The 25,648-nt window shown below is 73.5% G+C and carries 21 protein-coding genes and 3 pseudogenes; 18 read left to right on the top strand and 6 right to left on the bottom strand.

Annotated features, from left to right (window positions below; all coding sequences use genetic code 11):
- The coding region (locus E1265_RS13395) for an aminoglycoside phosphotransferase family protein (RefSeq protein WP_132930521.1) at positions 1-725 on the top strand (725 nt) is incomplete at its 5' end.
- Between the two features lie 27 nt (positions 726-752).
- On the opposite strand, the gene E1265_RS13390 is transcribed toward E1265_RS13395, so the two are convergent.
- Entirely contained in the window at positions 753-1,436 is a 684-nt protein-coding gene (locus E1265_RS13390; RefSeq protein WP_132930520.1) for a glycoside hydrolase family 11 protein, read from the bottom strand.
- 602 nt (positions 1,437-2,038) lie between these two features.
- Between E1265_RS13390 and E1265_RS13385 the strand changes: the two are divergent.
- From E1265_RS13385 to E1265_RS13355, 7 genes and pseudogenes are all read left to right on the top strand, one after another.
- Positions 2,039-2,143 (top strand): annotated as a pseudogene (locus E1265_RS13385) (IS607 family transposase); the annotation flags it as partial.
- The gene (locus tag E1265_RS13380) at positions 2,140-3,360 is read left to right on the top strand and encodes an RNA-guided endonuclease TnpB family protein (protein WP_132930519.1); all 1,221 of its coding nucleotides are present in this window, start codon (positions 2,140-2,142) and stop codon (positions 3,358-3,360) included. The pseudogene E1265_RS13385 and the gene E1265_RS13380, both read left to right, overlap by 4 nt.
- Positions 3,361-3,438: 78 nt before the next feature.
- Entirely contained in the window at positions 3,439-4,413 is a 975-nt protein-coding gene (locus E1265_RS13375) for a VWA-like domain-containing protein (RefSeq protein WP_207931060.1), read from the top strand.
- A gap of 88 nt (positions 4,414-4,501) precedes the next feature.
- Complete coding sequence (locus E1265_RS13370) at positions 4,502-4,990, top strand: glutathione peroxidase (RefSeq protein ID WP_132930518.1); 489 nt, start codon at positions 4,502-4,504, stop codon at positions 4,988-4,990.
- A 180-nt stretch (positions 4,991-5,170) separates the two neighbouring features.
- On the top strand, positions 5,171-5,848 hold the full coding sequence (locus E1265_RS13365; protein ID WP_132930517.1) for a lytic polysaccharide monooxygenase auxiliary activity family 9 protein: 678 nt from the start codon (positions 5,171-5,173) through the stop codon (positions 5,846-5,848).
- Positions 5,849-6,062: 214 nt separating this feature from the next.
- Positions 6,063-6,656, top strand: coding sequence for a TetR/AcrR family transcriptional regulator (locus E1265_RS13360; RefSeq protein ID WP_132930516.1), 594 nt, complete (start codon positions 6,063-6,065; stop codon positions 6,654-6,656).
- 105 nt (positions 6,657-6,761) lie between these two features.
- Positions 6,762-8,978: an MMPL family transporter gene (locus tag E1265_RS13355; RefSeq protein WP_132930515.1), complete on the top strand. Its 2,217-nt coding sequence runs from the start codon at positions 6,762-6,764 to the stop codon at positions 8,976-8,978.
- 117 nt (positions 8,979-9,095) lie between these two features.
- Here E1265_RS13355 and E1265_RS13350 read toward each other — a convergent pair whose 3' ends face one another.
- Positions 9,096-10,994 carry a penicillin-binding transpeptidase domain-containing protein gene (locus tag E1265_RS13350; protein ID WP_132930514.1) on the bottom strand — a complete coding sequence of 633 codons (1,899 nt, stop codon included), beginning with the start codon at positions 10,992-10,994 and terminating at the stop codon, positions 9,096-9,098.
- A gap of 119 nt (positions 10,995-11,113) precedes the next feature.
- Here E1265_RS13350 and E1265_RS13345 point away from each other — a divergent pair, with 119 nt between their 5' ends.
- From E1265_RS13345 to E1265_RS13335, 3 genes are all read left to right on the top strand, one after another.
- Complete coding sequence (locus E1265_RS13345) at positions 11,114-12,034, top strand: LysR family transcriptional regulator (protein ID WP_132930513.1); 921 nt, start codon at positions 11,114-11,116, stop codon at positions 12,032-12,034.
- Positions 12,031-12,942 (top strand): serine hydrolase, encoded by a 912-nt coding sequence (locus E1265_RS13340; protein ID WP_132930512.1) that lies wholly within the window; start codon positions 12,031-12,033, stop codon positions 12,940-12,942. Before E1265_RS13345 ends, E1265_RS13340 begins: the two co-directional genes overlap by 4 nt.
- A 110-nt stretch (positions 12,943-13,052) precedes the next feature.
- Positions 13,053-13,874 carry a MerR family transcriptional regulator gene (locus tag E1265_RS13335; protein ID WP_132930511.1) on the top strand — a complete coding sequence of 274 codons (822 nt, stop codon included), beginning with the start codon at positions 13,053-13,055 and terminating at the stop codon, positions 13,872-13,874.
- A gap of 235 nt (positions 13,875-14,109) precedes the next feature.
- On the opposite strand, the pseudogene E1265_RS13325 reads toward E1265_RS13335, so the two are convergent.
- Both E1265_RS13325 and E1265_RS13320 read right to left on the bottom strand, forming a co-directional pair.
- Positions 14,110-14,751: pseudogene (locus tag E1265_RS13325) on the bottom strand (NB-ARC domain-containing protein); the annotation flags it as partial.
- 125 nt (positions 14,752-14,876) lie between these two features.
- On the bottom strand, positions 14,877-15,509 hold the full coding sequence (locus E1265_RS13320; RefSeq protein WP_207931059.1) for a TetR/AcrR family transcriptional regulator: 633 nt from the start codon (positions 15,507-15,509) through the stop codon (positions 14,877-14,879).
- Between the two features lie 54 nt (positions 15,510-15,563).
- Here E1265_RS13320 and E1265_RS13315 point away from each other — a divergent pair, with 54 nt between their 5' ends.
- The 4 genes from E1265_RS13315 (at position 15,564) to E1265_RS13300 (ending at position 19,960) form a co-directional block, all read left to right on the top strand.
- Entirely contained in the window at positions 15,564-16,265 is a 702-nt protein-coding gene (locus E1265_RS13315; protein WP_132930509.1) for an SGNH/GDSL hydrolase family protein, read from the top strand.
- A 476-nt stretch (positions 16,266-16,741) separates the two neighbouring features.
- Positions 16,742-18,067 (top strand): ABC transporter substrate-binding protein, encoded by a 1,326-nt coding sequence (locus tag E1265_RS13310; RefSeq protein ID WP_132930508.1) that lies wholly within the window; start codon positions 16,742-16,744, stop codon positions 18,065-18,067.
- Between the two features lie 109 nt (positions 18,068-18,176).
- A complete protein-coding gene (locus tag E1265_RS13305) occupies positions 18,177-19,106 on the top strand; it encodes a sugar ABC transporter permease (protein WP_243740754.1) in 930 nt (309 codons plus the stop codon).
- The gene (locus tag E1265_RS13300) at positions 19,103-19,960 is read left to right on the top strand and encodes a carbohydrate ABC transporter permease (protein ID WP_132930507.1); all 858 of its coding nucleotides are present in this window, start codon (positions 19,103-19,105) and stop codon (positions 19,958-19,960) included. The genes E1265_RS13305 and E1265_RS13300 overlap by 4 nt, the downstream gene beginning before the upstream one ends.
- Positions 19,961-19,967: 7 nt before the next feature.
- Here the strand turns inward: E1265_RS13300 and E1265_RS13295 are convergent, their stop codons facing one another.
- A complete protein-coding gene (locus tag E1265_RS13295; RefSeq protein WP_132930506.1) occupies positions 19,968-21,143 on the bottom strand; it encodes a hypothetical protein in 1,176 nt (391 codons plus the stop codon).
- A 3-nt stretch (positions 21,144-21,146) separates the two neighbouring features.
- Positions 21,147-21,992, bottom strand: a complete 846-nt coding sequence (locus E1265_RS13290) for a polyprenol monophosphomannose synthase (RefSeq protein WP_132930505.1) — start codon at positions 21,990-21,992, stop codon at positions 21,147-21,149.
- A gap of 184 nt (positions 21,993-22,176) precedes the next feature.
- On the opposite strand from E1265_RS13290, the gene E1265_RS13285 reads away from it, so the two are divergent.
- The 3 genes and pseudogenes from E1265_RS13285 to E1265_RS13275 form a co-directional block, all read left to right on the top strand.
- Positions 22,177-23,490 (top strand): glycosyltransferase 87 family protein, encoded by a 1,314-nt coding sequence (locus tag E1265_RS13285; RefSeq protein ID WP_165953740.1) that lies wholly within the window; start codon positions 22,177-22,179, stop codon positions 23,488-23,490.
- Positions 23,478-23,787, top strand: a pseudogene (locus tag E1265_RS13280) (DUF72 domain-containing protein); the annotation flags it as partial. The gene E1265_RS13285 and the pseudogene E1265_RS13280, both read left to right, overlap by 13 nt.
- Positions 23,788-23,844: 57 nt before the next feature.
- A partial coding sequence (locus tag E1265_RS13275; RefSeq protein WP_243740753.1) for an acyl-CoA dehydrogenase occupies positions 23,845-25,648 on the top strand: 1,804 nt, incomplete at its 3' end.

The raw sequence follows: 25,648 nt of genomic DNA, 5'->3' as shown, positions 1-25,648 counted from the left end.
CGGGTGCCCGGCGGGAGCTGCGGTTCTACCGGGAGCTCGGGGGCGTGGTGCCGGTGCGGGTGCCGCGGCTCCTCGACGCGTGGGACGGCGCCGAGGGAGTGGCCGTGCTCCTCGCGGCGGCGGGGGAGCCGCGTGACCCGGCGGCCTGGGGCGTGGCGACGTGGGCGGCGGTGGGTGGCGGTCTGGCGGCGCTGCACGCCATGCCGCCGCCGGTGGCCGAGGAGTGGTCGCGGGAGGATTCGCTGCTCGCGGCCCTGGCCGCGCCGGACGCGCCGGCGGTCGCCGGGTTCTGGGCCGAGGCGCTGCCGTGCCTGCCCGAGTTGCTGTCGCGCCGCGCCGAACTCCGGGAGCTGCTCGCGTCGTCGCCGTCCGCCTTCGTGCACGGCGACTGCCACGCCCACAACATCCTGCACGGCACGGGAGCGCCGGTCTTCTGCGACTGGCAGGCCGCCGGGCTCGGCCGGGTGGCCACGGACCTGGCCTTCCTCAGCGTGCGGGCCACGCCGGCCGGGGTGGCCGTGCCCCGGGCGCTGCTCGACGCCTATCTGGCGGGCGATGGCACCTGCGACCGTCCGGCGCTTGAACGGGCGCTGGTGGCCGAGGAGTTGGCCGTCTTCCTGGTTCTCTGGCCGCCGTTCGCCGCGTTCAACAGCGCCACCGGGGTCGACCGCGTCCGTCGCCGGGTGCGGCGGCTCGCCGAGCGGTTCCTCGGCGAGCCGCGCTGACCCGAGGGGGCTGCTGTCGGCGGACGATCAGCCGCTGACCGTGAGGTTGGAGCTGCCGCTGCTCTGGTAGCCCTCGGTCGCGAGGATCATGTAGTAGCGGAAGCTGCCCAGGGCCATGCCGGCACGCGCCCAGGCGTCGAAGTGGTTGCCTGAGGTGATGGTGCCGCCGGTCCGCCTCGACTGGCGCACGCTCCAGAACTGCGGGAAGGTGCGGGTGCCCTCGACCGAGGGCGCGTTGTAACGCATGGTGTGGTAGATGTCGTACGTGCCGCCGTCGCTGTTGACCGTGCCGCGGTGGGTGCCGGTGGGGCGGTAGTTGCCCCAGCTGTCGACGACGTAGTACTCGACGAGCGGGTTCGAGGTCCAGCCGTAGAGGCACAGGTAGCCGTTGCCGGACGGGCTGAAGCTGCCCGAGTAGTTGACGTTCCTGCGGCTGCCCGTGCTCCAGCCCTTGCCGCAGACGAAGTTGCCGGTGTTGCGCCACGAGGTGCTGTAGTTGCCGCCGGAGCCCAGCGTCATGGAGACGGTGCCCTGGGCGTCGGTCCAGAACGAGTAGTAGAAGCCGTTGTGGGTGCCGGTCTGGTTGGTGTTGATGGTCTGGGCGTGGGCGGTGCCGGGGACGACCAGTGCGGACGTGGCCAGGGCCAGCGTGCCGGCGCCGATGAACGTCCGGCGGTTGAGCGGGCGGATGGGGTTGTTGTCTGGGGACACTCTTCCTCCTCGTGAAGGCTGGTGGGAGATGCCAGGGCGGGCGCCGACCGCGCGCGGGCGTCGTGAGACGCGACGGGGCCCGGTGACGGGTGTGGGGTGGGCCGGTGCGGGTGCCCTGGATCGACGGCGGCTCTAGCTGTCGATGCCATGTCAATGTGGGCCCGGACCTTTCGACTGTCAACAGCTTCCGCAAGGATTACGGAAAACTGTTGAGCCGTCAGGACGGGCGGGAACTGAGCGTCTCGGCTGGTCAGTTGGGTATGAGGGGCTGGTGAGCGGCTTCGCGCGAGGGGGAGTGACCGTCGAACGCGGCCGGGCGGCGGCCCGGGTTCTGAAAAGTTTTCGGAAGCCTTCCGGTCGCTCTTGACGACGTCGGTATGCTCCTCGCGATGATGAATCACTCCAACGTCAGATTGGGGGTCCCATCCGCGACAGGTGAGTGCTGATGCTCACTCGAACCGCGAATGGGGGTGACTGCTGCTGGCTGATTCGTCAGTGTTTCCTGGTTTTTCTCTGGCATTGTCAGTCTCATGCGACTCAGTGATGGGGCGCGCCTTCAGGGCGTTCGCTATCAGACCGCCTGGAAGTGGGCGCATGAGGGCGATATGCCCGTGCTCACCTCGTTCTGTGCCCGCCTGTACGGCCGCCTCGCCGCCCGCGACCGGGCCGAGAAGGCCCTCGCCGCAGCAGCGGGGGGCGATTCTTGAACCACAAGCAGGGGCTGCGTTTCGAACTCGCCCCGACCGAAGATCAAGCTGTCCTTATGGGCCGTCACTGTGGCCTGTCGCGGGTGGTGGAGAACTTCTGCTCGGAGACCGTGCGGAAGAAGAAGGCTCAGCGCGATGCGGAGAAGACCTACGGCATCCCGGAGGCCGAACTGACCAGGGTTCCCTGGTCCGCGCCCGCGTTGGAGAAGGAGTGGCGGGCCGCTCACCCCGAGCGTTACCCGTGGTTCGCGGAGAACCGGCTGTCCTCCCGCGTACCGAAGGAGGCGTGCCGAGCGCGGGCGGCCGGGATCAGGAACTACTTCGAGTCGAAGAACGGCAAGCGCAAGGGCGCCCGGCTCGGGTGGCCGAAGTGGCGCAAGCGCAAGCACGGTTCCCGCTTCCGCTACGACGCCGACCGCGCCAAGCCCCTCGACTCCCGCACCGTCAAGCTCCCCGCCGTCGGCGAGGTGACCACTCGCGAGGACATGACGTGGCTGGTCGACCGTATGGCCACCGGCAACGCGCGGATACTCGGTGCCACCGTCCGCGAACAGGCCGGACGCTGGTGGGTCTCCTTCCAGATCGAGGTGGACCGCGACGACATCAACAAGCGCCGCCGTGTCGACGCTGACGCCCCGGCGTGCGGCATCGACCTCGGGCTGAAGACCTTCGCCGTCATCAAGAACGGCGACGGCACCAAGGAGGAGATCCACGCCCCCAAACCGCTCAAGGCCGCCCAGCGGGCATTGAAGCGGGCCAACCGTGAGCTCGCCCGCTCGGGTGAGAATTCCAGGAACCGGGCCAAGGTGCGGCGCCGTGTCGGGCGGCTCCATCTTCGGGTGGCCGACCGGCGGCGGGACCTCCTGCACAAGACCACCACCAGGCTGACGAGAACCAAGTCCGCCATCGCCGTGGAGACCCTGCACGTCAAGGGAATGGTCAAGAACCGCGGGCGCGCCCGCGCCATCTCCGATGTCGGATTCGCGGAGTTCGCGCGCCAACTCGACTACAAGGCCGACTGGTACGGCTCCCGCGTCTGGAAAGCCGACCGCTGGTTCCCCAGCTCGAAGACGTGCGGGGCGTGCAAGCGCGTCAACCGTTCCCTGGCTCTCGCTGACCGCGTATGGGTCTGCGCCGGATGCGGTACCGTCCATGACCGGGACGAGAACGCGGCCGACAACCTGTTGACCGCGATGCTCGCCGGCCAGACCGTTTGACATCACACCCCTCGCCGGGAAGTTCCCCGGAGAGGTGAAACGCCTCGTGGAGACCACGTAAGACCTCACTCTCCGGAGTTGGCAGCGGTCGATGAAGCAGGAAGAGAATCAGCAAGAGAACCGCTGGGAATCGCGCAACGGGACTGCGAGATCAACGACGACGCGTTCGGCGACGGCCTGCCACGCCCGAGGGACGCCGTCACGCCGAGGTTGCTGAAACTGCCCGAGGGCGAGCTCATGGAGGACTACTTCGACCGGTTCCGGCTCGGGCCGCACACCCAGGGCCTGGTCTGGCTGGACTGCGGCAGCGGCGCCGACGGCCTGGAGCGGGAGTGGGACCTCGGCCCCGACGGCGCGCACGGCCTCAGCGAACAGGAGCGGGACGCCGTGCGGTTCCGGGTGGCCCAGGGCATCAAAAACGGCGCCCCGGGCGAGGTCCCGGCGGGGTGGCGGCGCTGGGCCGAGGAGGCGTTCCACCCGCCGCAGCCGTGGCGGGAGTTGCTGGGGGCCGCCGTCCGTTCGGCCGCCTCGGGGCCAGGCGTCGGCGACGACTACACCTACGGCCGGCCGTCGCGGCGCTCGGCCGGGGTGCCGCGCGCGGTGCTGCCGAGTCTGCGGCGCAGACCGCCCAGGGTCGCCGTGGTCATCGACACGTCGGGATCGGTCAGCGACGCGGAGTTGGGCAGCGCGCTGCTCGAGGTCGCCGCCATCTCCCGGGCCGTGGGCGGCCGGCGGGACCAGGTGGCCGTGGTGTCGTGCGACGCGGCGGCCCGGGTGGCGCGGCCGCTGTGCGCGGCCGAGGGAATTCCGCTGGTGGGCGGCGGGGGCACGGACCTGCGCGCCGGGTTCGCCACGGCGCTCGGCGGGCCGGCGCGCCCCGACGTCGTCGTGGTCCTGACGGACGGCCAGACGCCGTGGCCCGAGCGGCCGCCGTGCCGGACGGTCGTCGGCCTCTTCCGCAGGGCCCCGAAGCCCGGGCGGTGGTCCGAGAACAACCCCGACTACCGGCCGGACGCGCCGCCCGCCTGGGCCCGGGTGGTCACCATCGGGTGACACCCGGCCGGCCCGGCGCCCACGGCCGCTGCCAGACTGTGAGCGGCTGAAGCCGGCGAACGGGAAGCGAACGGGAAAGAGGTAGGGAATGTCCGTGCTGGACATCGAGATCGGCGCCCTGCGAGGCGGCCAGGCCGACCTGGCGCAGTACCGGGGCCAGGCGGTCCTGATCGTGAACGTCGCCTCGAAGTGCGGGCTGACCCCGCAGTACGCGGCCCTGGAGCAGTTGCAGCAGCGGTACGGCGCGCGCGGCTTCACCGTGCTCGGCGTGCCCTGCAACCAGTTCATGGGGCAGGAACCCGGCACCCCCGAGGAGATCGCCACCTTCTGCTCGGCCACCTATGGCGTCACCTTCCCGCTCACCGAGAAGGTCGACGTCAACGGCGAGACCCGGCACCCCCTCTACGCGCGGCTGACCGAGACGGCCGACGCCGACGACTACCGCGGGGACATCCGCTGGAACTTCGAGAAGTTCCTCATCGCCCCCGACGGCACGGTCGCCGCCCGCTTCGCCCCCCAGACCGAACCCGACTCGGCCGTCGTGACCGCCGCCATCGAGGCCGCCCTGCCCGCCTGACGCGGCGGGCGCGCGTCACGCCCCCGGGGCGACCACCGGCCGCTACCTGCGCGCCGCGCTCGGCGACGCCTAGTTGGCCGGCGGATAACGTTTCAATCACGTGTCGAAGAGGGAAAGGGCCAATGACTGGGAGCGCTCCCGAGTACCGGACATCCACCCCCCTCCGGACGAGGAGTCGCAGTGCTGACACTACGACACGATCGCACCGACGCGCGCCGCTGGACCTTCCGGGCCCTGCTCGCGGCGCTCGCCGCCGCCATGCTGCTGATGACGCCATGGTCCAGCCCCTCCGCCACCGCCCACGGCTCGACCGCCGACCCGGTCTCCCGCAACTACGGTTGTTGGCAGCGCTGGGGCAACGACTTCCAGAACCCGGCCATGGCGCAGCAGGACCCCATGTGCTGGCAGGCGTGGCAGTACGACACCAACGCCATGTGGAACTGGAACGGCCTGTACCGTGAGGGCACGAACGGCAACTACCAGGCCTTCATCCCCGACAACCAGCTGTGCAGCGCTGGCCACACGGGGGACGGCCGGTACAACTCGCTCGACAACCCGGGCGCGTGGAGGACCTCGTCCATCAGCAACAACTTCACGGTCAATGTCCTCGACCAGGCCTACCACGGTGCCGACTACCTGCGGGTCTACGTGACCAGGCAGGGGTACAACGCGCAGACGGACGCCCTGGACTGGGGTGACCTGGAGCTGCTGGCCAACACCGGCAGGTACGCGCCCGCCGGCAACTACACGGTCAACGTCAGCGCGCCCGGCCGCTCCGGCCACCACGTCGTCTACACCGTCTGGAAGGCCTCGCACGCGGACCAGATCTACTTCTTCTGCAGTGACGTGACCTTCTGAGCCGCCCTCCGCTCCATCTCACCCACGGGCCCCGCCCGGACGCCTGCCGCGTCCGGGCGGGGCCCGTCCCTGTCGACACGGTGTGTGTCGGAGCGGTTCGTTTGCGTTCCGGCGAGGGGAAGGCCTACGCTCGCATATCGAAACGGTCGCGGATCGAACCGCTGTCGTATCGATATCACACGGCTGAGCGACGCGTGCCCCGGAGGCGCCGGTGATGACGGTCAGGTCGGTAACCAGAAGGCGCTACAGCCGCCTCACCCCGGAGCGCGAACGGGCCCTGTTGGGCGCCACGTTGCAGATCATCCGGGAGAAGGGGTACGAGCAGCTCACCCTGGAGGAGGTGGCGGCCCGCACCCGGAGCAGCAAGGCCACCCTCTACCGACAGTGGGGCGACAAGCGGACGCTGGTCGCCAGCGCGCTGCGGGCCTCGGGCCCCATGACCGCGGAGCACGCCGACACCGGTTCGCTCGCCGGCGACCTGCGGCACTGGCTGACGCACTTCGCCGAGCAGAACTCCGACCTGGAGGTGCTGGTCGGCCTCTACCGGACGGCGCTCACCGACGCCGAGGCCCTCGACGTGCTGCGCGAGGTCGTGATCGGCCGGGACTTCGAGCCGGTGCGGCAGGCGGTGGCGGCCGCCGTGGAGCGCGGTGAGATCTCCGCCGAGGGGCCCGCCGTGCCCTATCTGACGCACATGCTGATCGGCTGTCTGCTGGCCGGCCCCCTCGTCGACGCCGAGGACTGGGACCTCGACGCGCTCACCCGTTACCTCGACCGGGTCATCCTTCCCGTTCTCGCCCTGCGGTAGTTCCCGCGGCGGGCAGATCCCCACCGGGCCCACGACGGCACTCCACGTGCCGGGTTCGTCCTTCGTTCGCCAGGTCGATTTATCACCCGATAGGAGACTTACGCGGTGGCTACCCTTCTCTACCGGCTCGGCCGCTGGTCCTTCCGGCGCCGCTGGCTGGTGTCGTTCCTGTGGCTCGTCATCCTCGCGATCGCCGGCGCCGGCATGCTCGGCGGCTCGAGCGCGGCCACGTCGGCGTTCACCGTGCCGGGGACCGAGGCGCAGCGGGCCTTCGACCTGCTCGACGAGCGCTTCCCCGGGCCGGCCGCGGACGGGGCGACCGCCAGCGTCGTCTTCCGCGCGCCCGAGGGCGACGAGATCACCTCCGACGGGCACCGGGCCGCCGTCGGGGACGTCGTCGCCGCCCTGGGCGAGAGCTCGCCCCGGGTCGCGGAGGTGACCGACCCCTTCACCACGGACGGGTCGGTCAGCGGCGACGGCCGCACCGCCTACGCCCGGGTGAGCTACGCCGAGCCGTCGAACGAGCTGACCGACGCCGACCGCGAGGGGCTCACCGAGGCGATGGACCTGGGCCGCGACGCCGGCTTCACCGTGGAGGGCACCGGGGACGCGCTCAGCGTCGAGCCCGAGGTCCTCGGCCCCACCGAGATCGTGGGCGTGTCCGTCGCCGCCGTGGTGCTGCTTGTGGCGCTCGGCTCGCTGGTGGCCGCCGGGCTGCCGCTGCTGACCGCGCTGGTGGGCGTCGGCATCGCCTTCGCCGGGGTGGCGGCCCTCTCGGGGCCGCTCGGCCTGGACAGCATGACGCCGATCCTCGCCGTCATGATCGGCCTCGCGGTGGGCATCGACTACGCGCTGTTCATCGTCTCCCGCTACAAGCACGAGCGCGCCGTGGGGCGCGCGGCGTACGACGCGGTCGGGGTGGCCGCCGGCACGGCCGGCTCGGCGGTCGTCTTCGCCGGCCTGACCGTGGTCATCGCGCTGGGCGGCCTGTTCGTGGTGAACATGCCGGTGCTCACCAAGATGGGTCTGGCGGCGGCCGGGGCGGTGGTCATCGCCGTGGGGGTCGGTCTCACGCTGCTGCCCGCCCTGCTCGGCTTCGCCGGCGACCGGGTCCTCGGCCGGCGCGAGCGGCGGGCGGGGGACTCGGCCGCCGCCGGGCCGAGGCTGGCCGTGCGGTGGGCGCGGTTCGTGACGCGCCGTCCGCTCGCCGTGCTCCTGGCCGCGGTCGCGGGGCTCGGGGTCGTGGCCCTCCCCGCGACCAGCCTGCGCCTCGGGCTGCCGGACGACGGGTCGCAGTCCACGTCGAGCACCCAGCGCCAGGCGTACGACATGCTGGCCGACTCGTTCGGCCCTGGTTTCAACGGGCCGCTGCTCGTGGTGGTGGACGCCGCCCGCGCCGCGGAGCCCGAGCGGGTCGTCGAGTCGGTCGCCGACTCGCTCGCCGGGCTCGACGGGGTGGCCGCCGCGTCCTCGGCCGCGCTCAACCCGGACGGGGACACCGCGACCGTCACGGTGATCCCCGACACCGGCCCCACCGAGGCCGGGACCGAGGACCTCGTCGACCAGATCAGGTCGGGCGTGGCCGGTGAGGCCGCGGCGGCGGACGCGGACGTGCTGGTCACCGGTCTCACGGCGCTGAACATCGACGTGTCGCAGCGGATGCAGGGCGCCCTCGTGCCCTACATGGCGCTGGTCATCGGGCTCGCCTTCCTGCTGCTGATCCTGGTGTTCCGGTCGATCCTGGTGCCGCTGAAGGCGGCGCTCGGCTTCCTGCTCTCGGTGCTCGCGTCGCTCGGCGTCGTCGTCGCGGTCTTCCAGTGGGGCTGGGCGGCGGGGCTGCTCGGCGTCGAGCAGCCCGGGCCGATCATGAGCCTGATGCCGATCCTGCTGATCGGCATCGTGTTCGGCCTGGCGATGGACTACGAGGTCTTCCTGGTCAGCCGGATGCGGGAGGCGTACGTCCACGGGGCCTCGCCGCGGGACGCGGTCGAGTCGGGCTTCGCGCACGGGGCCGGGGTCGTCGCCGCCGCGGCCGTCATCATGATCAGCGTCTTCTCCGGCTTCGTCGGCTCCCCCGACACGATGATCATGATGGTGGGTCTCGGGCTCGCGGTGGCGGTCCTCTTCGACGCCTTCGTGGTGCGCATGACGATCGTGCCGGCCGTCCTGGCGCTGCTCGGAGAGCGGGCGTGGTGGCTGCCGAAGCGGCTCGACCGGGTGCTGCCCAACGTGGACATCGAGGGCGAGGGGCTCAGCACCACCGTCTCCTCCGCCGCCGAACCGGCTGAGGAGAGCCAGGACGGCCTGAGCCGCTCGCTCTGACGGGCGCGCCGGACGGAGCCGGTCTCGGTCGCCAGCGGCCGAGACCGGCCCCCTCGGGCCACGTGGTGGCGCGGGGGCCGGGACGCCAGTGCGCCGTTCCATGCCGGATCGGCATAGTCAGCCCGTGAGCCCCGCCAGGAAGTCGGCGGCGACCGGGCCCGCGTCGCTGCCGCCCGAGCCGCCGTCCTCCAGGACCACGGCGAAGGCCAGGTCGCGTTCGCCCAGGAAGCCGATGATCCAGGCGTTGGTGGAGAGCTCGCCGTCCTCGTCCGTGAACTCGGCGGTGCCCGTCTTGCCGTGCGGCTCGCCCGACACGCCGGCCAGTGCGGAGGCGGAGCCCGCGGTGACGGTCTCGCGCATCATCGACCGCAGCGCCTGGAACGTCCCCTGGCTGAGCTCGGCGGACGCCCGGTGCGGCGCGTCGACGGCCGCCGGCACCAGCACCGGCTGGCGGAAGGCGCCCTCCGCGACGGTCGCGGCGACCGAGGCCATCACCAGCGGGCTGGCCTGCACCCGGGCCTGGCCGATCAGCGAGGCGGCCAGCTCGTTGTCGCTCTCGGCGACCGGCACGGCGCCGTCGAAGGTGGCCGCGCCGACGCTCCACTCGGCGCCAATGCCGAACGCCTCGGCGGTGCGGGTCAGCGTGTCGGGCACGAACCGGTCGCGGTGGTCGATGAGGGCCGTGTTGCAGGACGCGGTGAACGCCTCCCGCAGCGTGGTGTCCGGGCCGAGCTCGAACTCGTCCTGGTTCTCGAAGGACTGCCCGTCCACGGTGACGGTGCGCGGGCAGCCGAGGACCTCGTCCGGCGTCGCGCCGCCCTCGAGCAGCGCCGCCGTCGTCACCACCTTGAACGTGGAGCCGGGCGCCAACTGCCCGCGCAGCGACCGGTCGAAGCCGTCCGCCGGCCAGTCGGCGGCGGCCAGCACGTGCCCGGTCGACGGCTGGACCGCGACGATCGCGCCCTCCCGGCCCGCGTCGTCGAGCGCCGCCTCGGCGGCGGCCTGCGTCGCCGGGTCGATCGTGGTCCGCACCGGGCTGCCCTCCTCGCCGCCCTCCCACTCGCGGAGCGTCTCCACGGCCGCCCCCGAGGCCCGGTCCGCGATCATCATGGCCGCCGAGCCGCCGCCTGACAACTCCTCGTCGTACCGCTCCTGGAGCCCCGAGACCCCCGCGCCGCTCTCCGGGTCGAGGGCGCCGACCACGGCCCGCGCCGAGAGCGCCAACTGCCGGGTGCCCTCCACGAACTCGAGACCCGGCACGGCCCGCAGCCGTGGAGCGTGCTCCTGGAAGACCGCGTCCCGCAGCGTCACCACCGCGACCACCTGGTCGGGCTCGGCCGCCGCCACCCGGTCGGCCAGCGCTTCCGTGTCGATCCCGACGTCCAGCGCCTCGAGCGCCGCCCAGGCCGCCGCCGGCTCGGCGAGGTCCGCCGGCCGGACGCCGACGTCCCACACGGTCGAGGGACCGGCCAGCGGGCTGCCGTCCGCCGCGAGTATCGGCGCGCGCTCGGCCTCGTCCGTCGTCAACACCAGGGTCTGGCCGCCGGCCAGCTCCGGGTGCACCAGGGCGGACTCCCAGGCCACCAGCCAACCCTCGCCGTCACCGGGCCGCATCAGCGCCGTCGACTCGTACGACCACTCGCCGAGCCCGCCCAGCGTGAACGTCGCGGTGAACGGCACGGCCAGCGTGGACCCGCCACGCTCCCCGTCCTCCTCCACCGGCTCGGGATCGCCGGCCAGCGCGAACTCGAGACGCTCCGGGCGGGTGTTGTCCCGCACGGACTCCAGCAGCGACCGTGCCGCCTCCGGGTCGTCGGTGAGCCCGGCCGCCGTCGCCAGGTCGTCGGCCGCCCAGGCGTTGAGGAACCGCCGCGCCCCCTCGGCCGCCGCCTCCTCGCCGCCGTCCCCTTCGTCCCCGCGCAGCACCAGCACCCCGACCACCGCCAGCACCGCAACGACGAGCGCCAGCACACCGCCCACCCGGGCGCCGCCGCGCCATCGCCCGTCCCGTGTCATGCCGATCCTCCGCATTCCTTGGTCTTCTCGGTCTCGTCGGCCCACCCTTCGTCCTCGTGGCCCGCGGCGTCCAAGCCCTGAACGCGCGGTTCCATGCCGCTTTGGCATAATGCGGATCCATGGATCTGGTGGGAGCGTGCCGCGCGTTCGTCAACGTGAGCGAGCGCGGCAGTTTCACGGTCGGCGCGGCGGCGGCCCGGATGGCGCAGTCCGTCGCGAGCCGCCGGATCGCGGCGCTGGAGCGGCACCTCGGCGACCGGCTGCTCGAGCGGTCCTCGCGCCCGGCCGCGCTCACCCCGTTCGGCCGGGACGTCCTGCCGCTCGCCGCCCAGTTGGTGCGGGTCGCCGACCGCCTCGAACAGGAGGCGGAGGCCGCCCGGCACGCGCCGCTGCGGCTCGCCGTGCCCGCCACCTGCGGCACCGGCGCCCTGGCGCACTTCATCGCCGAAGCGCACGGCCACGGCCTCCGCCTCGACCCCCGCACCGCCCCACCCGCGGAACGGGCCGAGCTGCTGCGCACCCGGCAGGTGCGCGCCGCCCTGCTGGCGCTGCCGCCCACCGAGGCGACCTGGACCGTGCCGCTCGGCCTCGCCGTCGCCGCCGACCCCGGCGGCCGGCCCATCTACCTGGACACCCTCCGGCCGGGGCGGACCGACCGCGGCCAACGCCCCCGCCGCGTCTGGCTCCAGGCCGAGGACGACGTGCCGCACATCAGGGACGGCCTCACCAGGCTGCGCGACGCCGTCGGGCTGCGCCCGGCACAGCTGGCCGTCGCGCACTCGCTCGCCGCCGCCACCGCCGAGGTGCTCAGCCACGGCGACGCGCTGCTCTGCTCGCCCGCCGAGGCCGGGGAGCTCCGGCTCCACTGGCGGCCGATCGGCGAGCTCGCCGCCGGCTTCGGCCGCGGCTACGCGCTGGTGGTGGCGGACGAGGCGGACGCGGACGCCGCCCGCGTCCGGGAGGCGTGCGGGCGCGGGATCGCCCGCTGCCTCGGCGCCGCCACCGAGCGCCAGGACCAGGCCGCCGAGGTGGCGTCGTGAGCGCCGGCACCAGCGGGGTGCTGAGGGAGCTCCGACAGGCGCTGCGCGACGGCGGGTTGCGCGGCTCGTTCCTCGTCCGCGACCTGGAGACGGGCGACGAACTCGGCATCGACCCCGACATCGAGTTCCCCGTCGCGTCGCTGGCGAAGGTCCCGCTCGCCCTGGCCACGCTGGAACGCATCCGCCGCGGGGAGCTCGACGGCGCCACCCCGATCGAGGTGCGGCCGGGGCGGAGCACCGTTCCCGGGCCCACCGGACTGAGTCGCTTCCGCCACCCGGCCCGCGTGGCGGTGGACGACCTGCTCCATCTCGCCATGGCCATCAGCGACAACGTCGCAGCCGACGCGCTGTTCGAGCTCACCCCGCCCGCCGAGGTCGGCGCCATCCTGGACGACCTCGGGCTGCGCGGCATCGTGGTCCGGCACATGATGCGGGAGTTCACGGACACCCCGTGGGAGCACCTCCAAGGGCCGGACGCGCACCTCGCCCAGGCCCTCGCGATCGACGCGGGCACGGCCGGTCGCGGCCACCGGCTGCCGCAGTTCGACGTCTCGCGCACCAACGTCGGCACGGCGCGCGCCTTCGTCGACCTCCTCCAGGCCCTGTGGACCACCCCGTCCCCGGTCCACCAGGACGTCGCGGCGGGCGTGCGGCGGCTCATGGCCGACAACCTGCTGCGCCACCGCCTCGCCCCGGACTTCGTCTCGGACACCTCGACCTGGGCGTCCAAGACGGGCACCCTGCTCAACCTCCGCCACGAGGTCGGGGTGGTCAAGCACGCCGACGGCCAGGCGTACGCGGTGGCCGCGCTGACCGAGTCCCGGGTGGCCGCGAGCATCCAACCCGCGGCCGAGGCCCTGATGGGCCAGGTGGCCCGTCGGCTCCGCGACGAACTACGCGCCGCGTGACGCCGTGCCGGCGTGGCCGCACACCTCCGTCACGCCGTCACGCCGTCACGCCGGCGCGGAGTCCTGGGCTTGACCCTCACACCGGGTGAGGTGGTGACCTGGGAGGCGTCATGTTCACCATCGGAGACTTCGCCCGGCACGGCCGTGTGTCGGTCAGGATGCTGCGCCACTACGACGCCACCGGACTGCTGCGGCCGGCCCACGTCGACCCCGCCACCGGCTACCGCTACTACACGGCCGCCCAACTCGCCCGCCTCAACCGGGTCATCGCGCTCAAGGACCTCGGCTTCACCCTCCAGCAGGTGCGGGACATCATCGACGAGCGGGTGGGCGTCGAGGAGCTGCGCGGCATGCTCCGGCTGCGGCGGGCCGAGCTCGCGGCCACCATGGCCGAGGCGGCGGCCCGCCTGACGCGGGTCGAGTCGAGGCTCCGGTCGATCGAGAGCGAGGGGCGCATGCCCACGAACGACGTCGTCCTCAAGGCCGTGCCGGCCGTCCGGGTGGCCCAGCTGACCGCGACCGCCGCCAGCTTCGAGCCGGAGGACATCGGACCGGTCATCGGCCCCCTCTACGAGGAGCTGTTCGGCCGCCTTGGCGAGGCCGGGGTGGAGCCCACAGGGCCCGGCATCGCCTCCTACGAGGACGCCCCGGAGGGCGGCGGCCGGATCCTGGTCCACGCCGCCGTCCAGGTCTCCGCGCCGCTCAGGGACGGCGACCTGCGGGTGCTCGACCTGCCGGCCATCGACCAGGCGGCGACCGTCGTGCACCGCGGCTCCATGGACACGGTGCTGCCCACCGCCCAGGCCCTGGTCCGCTGGATCGACGCGAACGGCCACCGGTCGACGGGCTATCCGAGGGAGGTCAGCCTGGAGTGCCCGGAGAACCGGGATGACTGGGTGACGGAGCTCCAGGCACCGGTGACGGGCGCCTGACAGCGCCTGGTGGCGGCTCAGTCCTCGCCGACCACCGCCAGGTCGTCGCCCAGGGCGGCCGCGACCGCGGCCGCCCTCGCGTGGTCGTCGAGGCGGCGCGTCAGATAGGCGCAGCCGTGGCCGTGGCGCAGCGACCACCAGGCGGCGATCGCCTGCTACGAGCAACAGATCAGCTGCCTTGGGCAGCTGCTCTGTTCCGGTGGAGTGTCGAGCGCAGGCGAGCAGGCAGTCGGCCCCGCAGCAGGGCCGCGTCCCGCTCGGCCGGGGGCTGTTCGTCGCGCTCGGCGCGGGCGCGGGCGAAGAGGCGGACGAGGTCGTGGAAGCGGTAGCGGCCGGGGGCGGCGGACTCCAGCAGCGAGGTGTCGACGAGGTTCTCGAGGATGCTCTCGGTGGTGTCGGGGTCGCGGTCGAGGAGCGCGGCGGCGGCGTTGAGCGAGATGTCGGGGCCGTCGGCGAGGCCGAGCAGTCGGAAGGCGCGGGCCTGCTCGGCGTCCAGCTGGCCGTAGCCGAGCTCGAAGGTGGCCTTGACGGCCTGGTCGCCGGCCTTGAGGACGTCGAGGCGGCGGCGTTCGTCGCTGAGCTTGCTGGCCAGCACCGAGACGGTCCAGGTGCGGCGGGAGGCGAGCCGGGAGGCGGCGATGCGGATGGCCAGGGGCAGGAAGCCGCAGGCGGCGACGACGTCCATGGCGGCCTTGCGCTCGGCGTTGACCCGCTCGGCGCCGACGATGCGGGTGAAGAGGGTCAGGGCCTCCTCGGGGCTCATCACGTCGAGGTCGACGAGGTGGGCCCCGGCGAGGTCGACCATCCGCACCCGGCTGGTGATGAGGGTGGCGCAGTCCGGGGTGCCGGGCAGCAGGTGGCGGACCTGGGCGGCGTCGGAGAGCGAACCGGAGCGGATCAGGGTGACGGCGCTCGGCATGGTGGTCCTTTCGCGGGGCTGCGTGGCACGTCGAACGCTGTCAGAGCGGCACCGCGAAGGCCACGCGTTCCGGCGCGGCGACCTCAGTCCTGGGCGGGGCGTGGGCGTGCCACGGAGGTCGTGGCGGCCTCCAGGGTGTCGCCGGCGCCGACCGCGAAGTCCCGCAGACAGGTGTCCAGATAGGGGGTGCCGGGCGGCACGAAGGCCGGCCCGAAGTAGCCGGCGCGTTCGAGTTGGATGAGGCCGTGCATCTGGCACCACAGGTGTCGGGTCACCAGCCAGGGCTCGGCCGGCCTGAACCGCCCGGCGACGATGCAGCGTTCGATGGCGTCCCGGGCGATGCGCAGGGCGTGGGAGCCGATGCGCAGGTCCTCCTCGGACATCTGGAAGCCGGCCAGCGGCGAGCCGCTGAACATGACCGTGAAGTGGTGCGGCTCGGCCCGTGCGTACTCCAGCGTGACCCGGCACTTCTCGAACAGGTCGGCCACCGGGTCGTCGGTGGTCGGCAGCGCCCGCAGCCGGTCGGCCACCCGTTGGAAGCCTTCGTGGATCACGGCGCGCACCAGGTCGGGCAGCGAGCCGAAGTGCGTGTAGACGGCCATCGTGGAGGTGCCGACCTCCCGGGCGAGCCGGCGGGTCGTCAGCGCCGCCGGTCCCTCCTCCGACAGCAGCCGGGCGGCGGCGGACAGGAGGCGCGTGGGGACCGGGTTTGACACGGCCGCCAGCATAACGCTGTTATGTGAGCATAACGCTGTTATGGAGGTGGGGTCATGCGGGTGACGCGACGGCTGATGACCGGGGTCCCGCGGTTGCCGGAGGCGGCCGGCGACGGCGGCGGCGAACTGCCGGGTGAGGGGCCCGTGTTGCGGGTGGTGATGATCGGCGACTCGGCCGCCGCCGGCGTGGGGGCCGCCACCCAGGAGGAGGCGCTGCCCGGACAGGTGGCCGCCGCCCTCGCCGCGCTCACCGGGCGCGCGGTCTCCTGGCGGGTGGTGGCGCGGAGCGGTGCCACGGCCCGCTGGATCCGCGACTCCCTGCTTGACCGGCTCACCGACCCGACGCGCGGCTGGGAGCCGGACCTCGTGCTCGTCGTGGTCGGCGCCAACGACGCGCTGCGGCTGCGCCGGCCGGCCGCGTTCCGCCGGGACGTGGCGGCCCTCGTCTCGGCGATCCGGCACCTGCTGGGTCGCGACGTGCCGGTGATGCTCGTCGGCCTGCCGCCGGTGCACCGCTTCCCGGCCCTGCCGCTGTGGGCGCGGTGGCCGCTCGGCGCCTACGCGCGCCGGCTCGACGCCCAACTCCGCAGGGTGGCCGCGCGCGGGGCCGGGGTCAGCCACCTGCCGGTCGGCGCCCTGCCGATCAGCCCGGCCGCCGGCCTCGCCGCCGACCGCTTCCATCCGAGCCCGGCCGGTCACCGGGCCTGGGGCCGCTCGGTCGCGGCGTCGGTGGCCACGGTCCTCGAGTTGCGCTAGGGGGTTCGACACGTCAGCGGAGCCCCTCACCGGTCGCGACGCGGCGGGCGGTGCTCGGGGAGCTGAGGGGCGCCGGCCGCCCGTCAGCCGGGGGGGCGGATGGCTCCCGAGCCGCTGGTGGACGAGGCGGGCCAGGTGCCGCAGGTTCGGCCGGCGGCGGCCAGGGGAGAGCTCGGCGCGGTCGGCGTGCGGCACGGCGGCGAGGAGCTCGGCCAACGCCTCGACGATGACGCGCTCGGCGTCGTCCGGCGACATGGCGGCCAGCGAGCGCAGGAGCTCCTCGCGGCCGCCGCTGCGCCGCGGCGGCGCCCGGCGGCACCCCGGGTCGGCGCCCTCGGCAGGACGATCGCGCCGCCGGGCTGCTCGCCTCGTCGCCCTGTCTCCCGCCCTGACCCCCACCGGGCGTTCGCGGGTCCCTCACCCTCCCTCACCGGATGGCGCGTTAACTCACATGGCGCACAGGGAAGTCGTGCTGCATGTCGTTGAGACGCAGGAGCCTCCTGGGCGCCGGCACCGGCCTTGGCGTGGCGGCGCTGGCCGGCTGCGGCGCCGGGACCGGCGGCGCGCCCGACCCGGGGCGGGCGGCGGAGGTGCCGCGCGGCGAGGTCACCGTGCGGTGGTGGTCCTTCCCGATGGCCACCGACGACGGCGGCGACCTGCGGCGGCTGCTGATCGACTCCTTCCGCCGCCGGCACCCCAACATCACGGTGACCACCGTCGACGCGCCCGCCGTCACCGACATCTCCCGGTCGGTGCTCTCCACGGCCGTCGCCAGCGGCGCCACCTCGCCCGATCTCTACATGGGGGACGTCGCCTGGCCCTCGCAGTTCGCCCACAACGCGCTGGCGCTGCCGCTCGACGCCGTGGTCGGCGCGGACTACTGGCGGGCCTACCCCGAGTCGTTGACGCACGCGCTCGGCTACGCGGACGACACCTACGCCTTCCCCTTCTTCGCCGACCAGTCCTATCTCTACTACCGGCGTGACCTGTTGGACCGGCACGGCCTGGAGGCGCCCACCACCTGGGAGGAGTTGACGGCCGCGGCCCGGACGATCCAGCGGGCCGGGGGCGCGGAGTACGGCCTGGTCTTCCAGGGCGCCGTCTACGAGGGACTGACCGCCAACGTCGCCGAGTTCGTCGCCGACGCCGGCGGCGAGATCCTGAACGCGGAGGGCACCCGGGTGACGCTCGGCGGTCGCCCCGCCGAGCGGGCCCTGACCCTGCTGCGCGACCTGGTCGCGGACGGCGTCACGCCGCGCGCCGTCGGCACCTTCCGCGAGCAGGACTCCACCGACGCGTTCGTCGGCGGCCAGGCCGCCTTCCTCCGCAACTGGGCCTACGTGTGGGGCGTGGTGGAGGCACCCGACTCGCCCGTCGCCGGCCGGGTCGGCGTGGTGCCGCGCCCCGGCTTCGAGGGCGCCGAGTCCGGCAACGGCTGCCTCGGCGGCTGGTGCAACTTCATCAACCCGCACTCCGAGAACCCCGGCGCCGCCGTCGCGTTCGCCCGGTTCTGCGCCGAGGAGGAGGCACAACTGATCATGCTCAGGAACACGGCCTACCTGCCCGCACTGACCGCCGTGCGCGCCGGTGCCGAGGCCCGCCGCTCCCCGACGCCGGTGATCGCGCTGGCCGACGAGGTCCGGCTGGTGCCAAGGCCCACCAGGTCCCCGCACTACCCCCAGGTCAGCAAGGCCCTCTACACGTCGGTCAACACCGTGCTCAGCGGCGGCGTCTCGCCCACCGAGGCGCTGGAGCGCGCCAGGGCCGGCATCGCGGACGCCCTGGAGGGCAACGCGCTGTGAGCGACGCACGAGCGGCTGCCGGGCCGGGGGCCACGACGACGAGCTGGGTTCGCCGCGCGGGCGACCGTGACAACAGCCGCTGCCGCGGCGGGGCGAACGGGGAGGCGCCGTGAGCGGAGTGCCCAGTCTGACCGAGCCCAGTCTGACCAGGCGCAGGGCCCGCACGGGGTGGCTGTTCACCCTGCCGGCGCTCGTGGTGGTCGCCGCGGTGACCATCTTCCCCGTCGTCTACTCGGTCGCGATCAGCTTCACGCAGGTCAGGCTCACCTACGACGGGCTGCGGGTGGAGGAGTGGACCTTCGCCAACTACACGACGATGCTGGCCAGTTCGGCCTGGCGGGAGGCGCTGGTCTTCACCGTCGGCTACACGCTGGTCACCGTCGCCGTCGAACTCGCCCTCGGCATCGCGGTGGCCGTGCTGCTCGACCGGCTCGAGGTGGGCCGCGGCTGGCTGTTGGCGCTGCTGCTCATCCCCTGGTCGATGATCACCGTCGTCTCCGCGCAACTGTGGGGCTACCTCTACAACGCCAGCTACGGCGCGGTGACCTGGGGTTTCGGCCTGTTCCTCGACGAGCCGCCAGTGATCCTCGGCACCCCGGCGCCCGCCATCACCGCGATGGCCGTGGCCGACATCTGGAAGACCACGCCGTTCGTCGCCGTCATCGTGCTGGCCGGCCTGGTCCGCATCCCGGCCGAGCGGTACGAGGCGGCCGAGGTGGACGGCGCCGGCGCGTGGCGCACCTTCTTCAGCGTGGTGCTGCCGGCGCTGCGCCCGGTGATGGTGGTGGCCGTGCTGTTCCGCGTCCTCCAGGCGTTCGGCATCTTCGACCTGCCGTTCGTGCTCACCCAGGGCGGCCCGGGCACCGCCACCCAGTCGCTGGCGATGCTCGGTTACAAGGCGCTGTTCCAGGACCTGAACATGGGCATGGGCGCGGCCGTCGCCACCGCCACCGGGCTGCTGGTGCTGGGCTGTTGCCTGCTGTTCCTGCGGGCGTTCCGATCGCATGTGGACGAGGCCGGCGAAGGGGGCACGGCATGAGCGGGCGCGGTCGCGGGCGGCACAGGACGGGCGTGCGGCGCTACCTCAACCCGGTGACGGTCGGCGGCCTGGTGCTCGTGGTGCTGACGGCGGCACCGCTGTACTGGATGGCGGTGACCTCGTTCAAGTCCCCGGTGGAGGCGGGCGCCTCGCCGCCCACCCTCTTCCCCGAGGACCCGACGCTCGACAACTACCGGCACGCGCTGGACGACGCCGACATGGGCCGCTACCTGTTCAACAGCGTGGTGGTGTGCGTGAGCGCGACCGCCGTGGTGCTGGGGCTGGCGCTGTTCGCCGGCTACGCCCTCGCCCGGCTGCCGATGCGCGGCCGGGGCCCGGTGATGGTCGGGCTGCTGATGATCTCCGTCTTCCCGGTGATCGCCGTGGTGACCCCGCTCTACCTGGTGGAGCGCGAACTGGGCCTGCTCAACAGCCACGGCGGGCTGATCATCCCCTATGTCGCGTTCCATCTGCCGTTCGCCATCTGGATGTTGCGGAACTCGATGCTCGACCTGCCGCGCGAGCTCGAGGAGGCGGCGACGATCGACGGCGCGAGCGTCGTTCGTACGCTGCGCTCGGTGATCCTGCCGCAGGCCGGGCCCGCGCTGTTCACGGCCGGCGTCTTCACGTTCGCCGCGACCTGGACCGAGTTCCTGATGGCGCTCACCCTCAACAGCGAGAGCGACTTCCGCACCATCCCGGTCGGCATCGCCATCTACGGCGACCGCTACCAGGTGCCGTTCGGCGTGATCTTCGCCGCCGCGATGGCCGCGACCGTGCCGGTCGCGCTGTTGGTGCTGGTCTTCCGCCGCGCGGTGCTCTCCGGCCTGACGGACGGCGCGGTGAAGGGGTAGGGCCTCGTCACGGCGGCCCCAACTGCCCCAGGACGAACCAGGTGCCGTACATCCCGGAGCCGACCGCGGCGGCGGCCAGCAGACCGGCGGTCGCGGCGCGCGGCAGTCGGGCCAACAGGGCGGCCAGCGGCAGCAGCAGCGGGAAGGCGGGCATCAACAGCCGGGGGCGCGAGGTGAAGTAGCCGCCGCCGACCAGGGCGGTCACGGATATCACGACCGTGTAGGCGAGCAGCGGCAGCGGCTGGCGGTGCCGCACGCACGCCACGAGCAGGGCGAGGAGCGCGCCGGCGACCGTCAGAAGCAGCAGGCCGTGCGCCGGGTTGACCCGCACCATCTCCACCATGAAGCTCACGAAGGCCCGGCCGCCGTCGAAGCCGTTGCCCCACTCCTTCTGCACGTCGAAGTAGCCGGTCGGGCTGCCCTGCCGCGCCGAGACCCACCCGACATAGCCGAGCCAGCCGAGTGGCGCCAGCGCCATCGCGACCAACACCCGCCCGCGCGGCATGCCGCCCCGCCGGCGCCGCAGCGCCACGGCGCCGCCCGCCCACACGGCCGCCACCACCGCCACCCCGGCCGGCCGGGTCAGACCGGCCGCCAGCGCGAGCACCCCCGCGAGCCGCCACCGGTCGGTCAGCACGGCGTACAGCGTCCAGGCGGCGAGCGCCGTGAACAGGGTCTCGGTGTAGGCCATCGACTGGACGTACGCGGTCGGCAGCGCGGCCCACAGGGCGACCAGCACCACCCCCACCGCGCGCGCGTGCGACAGGGCGGCGATCGCGTGGATGCCCCACGCCGCCCCGAGACCCGCCGTCCAGGCCACCAGCAGGCCCGCGTTGTTGGCCGAGACCGGGACGACGGCCGTCACCGCCCGCTCCAGGGCGGGCAGCAGCGGGAAGAACGCCACGTCGGGGTGGTCCCGGCCGCTGCTGTACGACGAGTAGCCGTAGCCCTGTTCGGCGATCCGCGCGTACCACCGCGAGTCCCAGCGCTCGGCGAGGAAGCGGTGCGGACTCTCGTCCACGGCCGCCATCCATATGCCCATCACCACCAGGCCGGTCGCCCGGACGGCGGCGTAGGTCAGCAGCGCGGGTGCGGCCTCCCACAGGGCCGCGCCGAACCGCCACGCGACCCCTGACCCGGCCGCCGGGCGGGAGGCGGCGGGCACGGCCCGTTCGACGGCCACGGCTCACCTGGCCCCGCGCGTCGCCCTCGGGCGCCGCCGCGGACGACCGAGGGCGAGCCTGCCGAGGGTGAGGCCGCCGCGCGGCAGCCCGGCGAGCAGCAGCTGCCAGGGCAGCATCGCGGCCTCCAGCTGGACGGCGGCCGACATCTTCGAGATTCCCTGCCTGCGCTCCTCGAAGTGGATGGGGATCTCGACCACCGAGCGGCCCGACCGCACCGCCGCGTGCTTGAGCTCGATCTGGAAGCTGTAGCCGGCGCTGCGCGTCCGCTCCAGGTCGAGCGCCGCGACGACGGGGGCCCGCCACAGCGCGAAGCCGGCCGTGATGTCGCGCAGCCCGGTGCGCAGCACGGCGTCGACGTAGCGGTTGGCCCAGCGGGAGAGCAGCCTGCGGTGGGTCGGCCACTCGGCGGCGAGTCGCCCGCCCGGCACGTAGCGGCTGCCGACCACCAGGTCAGCTCCGGTGGCCAGGGCGCTGCCGACCAACTGCGGCACGTGGCGCGCGGGGTGGCTGCCGTCGGCGTCCATCTGCAGCACGTAGTCGGCGCCGCGCGCCACGGCCGCCGCCATGCCGGCCGCGTAGGCCCGGCCGAGGCCGTCCTTGCCGGTGCGGTGCAGCACCGCGACGCGTTCTGGGTGGCGCGCGGCCAACTCGTCGGCCACGGCGCCGGTGCCGTCCGGGCTGGCGTCGTCGACGACCAGCAGCCGCAGCCCGGGCAGCGGCAGGGCGAGCAGCTCGCGGGCGACGGCGGGCAGGCTCTCGGCCTCGTTGTAGGTCGGCATCACGACGGTGACGGCGACGGCCGGGCCGTCCGGCGCCCCGTCCGGCTCGCCCGCGTGCGGAGCAGCCATGTCCCTCACACCCCTCACACCCCTCGACACCCTGAAAGCGGCAAATCGGAACATATGTATCTTCGTGCGTGGTGTGCGGGAGGGGGTGGTGATATGTGGCGAACGGGTGATGCCGGCGGTTGGCGTGCGGAGACTCGACGCCACCCGCCCGCGCGCCGCGCCCGGCCGCCCTAGGGTGGCGCGCGTGTTTCCGGCCGTAAGCAAACTCCCGGAGCCGCGAGCGGTCGGCGTGCGGGCTGCCGCACCGCCGCTCGCGGTCGCGGCCTGCGCGCTCTCCTTCACGCTGTGCCTGCTCGCCCAGGTCGCCCTGGACATCCCGCTGGGCGACCTCGACGTCTACCGCGCCGAGGGCTGGGCGGCCCGCACCGGGGCCGAGATCTACGACCTGGCCGTCACGGCGCACGAACTCCCCGCCACCTACCCGCCGTTCGCCGCCCTGCTGTTCGTGCCGCTGACGCTGCTGAGCGTCGACGCCATACGGATCGCCGTCTGCCTGCTCAACCTCGGCCTGGTGATCGCCCTCGCCCGCCTCTCACTGCGGCTGGTCGGCCGCCACGCCGTCGAGTGCCGACCCATCGCCTGGGAGCGCGGCACCCCGCTGATCGTGGCCGCCCTCGCCGTCTGGTGCGAGCCGATCTGGGCCACCATCCGCTACGGCCAGATCAACCTGCTGCTCGTCGTGCTGCTGCTGTGGGACCTCACCCGCCGCCCCGACCACCGTTGGGCCGGGATCGCCACCGGGGTGGCCGTCGGCATCAAGCTGACCCCCGGGCTGTTCGCCGTGCTGCTGACCGTCGCCGGAGCCCTGCTCGCCGCCGGCCGGCTGCGGCGCGGCGAACGCGCCGACAACCCCCACCTGCGGCGCGCCACCCGCGCCTGGGCCGCGTTCGCCGGCACCGTCGCGCTGGCCGCGCTGGTGCTGCCGCGCGACTCGTGGCGCTACTGGACCGACATCGTGCTGGCCGGCGACCGCGTCGGACCCGCCGAGGCCTCCGCCAACCAGTCGCTGCGCGGCGTGCTGGCCAGGGCCCTGGGCACCGGCGACCTGCCCGACTGGTGGCTGCCCGTCGCGGTCCTCGTCTGCTGCGTCGGCGTCGCCGTCGCCGTCGCCGCCCTGCTCGCGGACGAACGGCTGCCGCACGCCCCCGCCTGGGCCGCGACCAGCTGTGCCGTCACCGCGCTGCTGGTCAGCCCCGTCTCCTGGTCCCACCACTGGGTGTGGGTGATCCCGGTGCTGGTGCTGCTGTTCACCGAGGCCGACCGCCGCCGCGGCCGCGCCTGGTGGACCGGCGCCTGGGGCGCGGCGCTGCTCAGCTGCTCCTACGCCAGCTGGCTGCTGCCGCACGACGAGACACGGCCCGAGCTGAACCTGCCGGCCGTCCAGCAACTCGTCGCCGCGGCCTACCCGTTGGCCGGCGCCGCGCTGCTCGCCACCACCGGCGCGCTCGCCCTGCGGGCCTGGCGACCCGGGAGGCGCGCGGACCGATGCCGCTCCTGATCGGCACCTCCGGCTGGCAGTACCGGGACTGGCGAGGCGTGCTCTACCCGGAGGGCCTCGCGCGACCGACCGGCTGACCGAGTACGGGCGGCGGTTCGCGACCGTCAAGAACAACAACGCCTTCTACCGGCTGCCGTCGCGCGAGACGTTCGCCGCCCGCCTCCGCTGCTTCCCGCGCGCCGTGCTCGAACGGCACGACGCCGCGCTCTGCTTGGCGGATCGGGACTCCCGTCCCGTCACCCCCTGTGGCGTACGGCCGACTGGGGCTACCCGCGCTTCCACGGCGGCCCGGCCCGCCACCGTCCGCTGCCTCTCCGCAACATCTGCGTCACGGTGGGAAGTTAAGGTGGCGCGGTGATCAACCAGAACGCCCGGCAAAGGGCCAAGCAGTTGTCCGGTGAGCTGTCACGCTCGCTCTTCGACGAGGACCCACAGGTCGGACACGAGCACTGGCGGCGCCTGGTGGCGGACGAGGCGCTCGCCCACCGGGGCGGGCTGAGCCATGCCGAGCGCGTCGAACTGGCCTACCAGCGGCTGCGGATGGTCAACGCCTCCCTCGACGCCCCGGGGCGACTCGCGGGCGATGTGCACCGGCTGGCGGCCCTGCACGAGTGGCTGGCCGTGGCGGACGGCGGACTCACCACCGTCGCCGGCATCCACTACAACCTGTTCCTCGGCAGCCTCGTCGACCACGACCCCCATTCCGAACGCGATCTGGCGCCGCTGCTCGCGATGGACCGGGTGGGCACCTTCCTGTGCACCGAACTCGACCACGGCAACGACGCGGCGGCGCTGGAGACCACCGCCACCTTCGACGCCGCCACGGGCGGCTTCGTCCTGCACACCCCGCATCCGGGCGCGCGCAAGTTCATGCCCAACACCAGCGATTCGGGCGGGCCGAAGACGGCGGTCGTCGCGGCGCGGTTGCTGGTGAGCGGCGAGGACCAGGGCGTCTTCCTGTTCCTGGTCGAACTGAGCGACGCCACGGGGTTAAGGCCCGGGATCAGCGTGCGGCGGCTCCCCGAACGTCTCGGCAGCCCCGTCGACCACTGCCTCACCTCGTTCGACCAGGTGCTTCTGCCGCACTCCGCACTGCTCCAGGGCGAACACGGGCGGCTGACCGCCGAAGGCCGGATGACCAGCGGCGTTGGCAACCGGCGCAAGCGGTTCCTGCGCGCCATCGGCCGGGTCACCACCGGCAAACTGTGCATGAGCGCCTGCGGTCTCGGCGGCGCCCGGGCCGCCCTGGCGATCGCCGTCCGCTACGCCGGCCGTCGCCACGTCAACGGCATGACCGCTGGCCGCCGGGTGCCGCTCACCGCCTACCGCAGCCACACCGACCGGCTGCTGGGGGCGACCGCCACCGCCTACGCCATGACCCATCTCCACCGGGCCGCCACCCGGGCCTGGGCGCGGGCCCAGCACGAGCCAGCGCTGCGCGAGGACGCCGAACGCCTGGTCGCGGTCGCCAAGGCGTGGATCACGTGGGAGGCGCGGCGGATATGCGTCGAGAGCCGGGAACGCTGCGGCGCGCAGGGCCTCTTCCCGGCCAACGGCATCGCCGACTTCCTCGTCAACATCGAGGGCCCCATCACCGCCGAGGGCGACAATCTCGTCATCTGGGTGAAGGCCGCCGCCGAACTGCTCTTCGCCGCGACCATCCCTCATCAGGGGCCGATCCCCGCCCGCGCCCTGGACGACCCACGCGCGCTGCGCGCGGTCCTCGCCGCTCATGAGGCGACCCAGCGGGCGCGGGCCACCGCCGTGCTGCGCGCCGGGCCGGCCGGAGACCCACTGGCCCGCTGGAACCACGCCGTCGGCCCGGCCCAGGAGGCGCTGTCCGTCCACGCCGTGGTCCAGGCCACGGACGCCTTCCTCGACGCCATCGACATCGTCGGAGTCGGAGTCGGAGTCGGAGCCGGCGCCGGGGCCGCCGGCCTGCTGACCGACCTCTGCCGGCTCTTCCTCCTCGACCGACTGCGCCCGCTCGCCGGCGAACTCCTGGCCGACGGCCTGCTGCCGGTCGACGAGGTACGCCGACTGCCGGCCCTCACCGACGACCTCCGCGCCCGGCTCACGCCGCACCTGGAGGAGTTCGTCGACGCCTTCTCCCTGCCGGAGGAACTCCTGAACCGCCTCCCCATGATCGACCTGGCCG

The sequence above is a fragment of the Streptomyces sp. 8K308 genome (assembly GCF_004348315.1).
Classification (GTDB): Bacteria; Actinomycetota; Actinomycetes; order Streptomycetales; family Streptomycetaceae; genus Streptomyces.
This window is presented reverse-complemented; position numbering and strand designations above follow the sequence as displayed.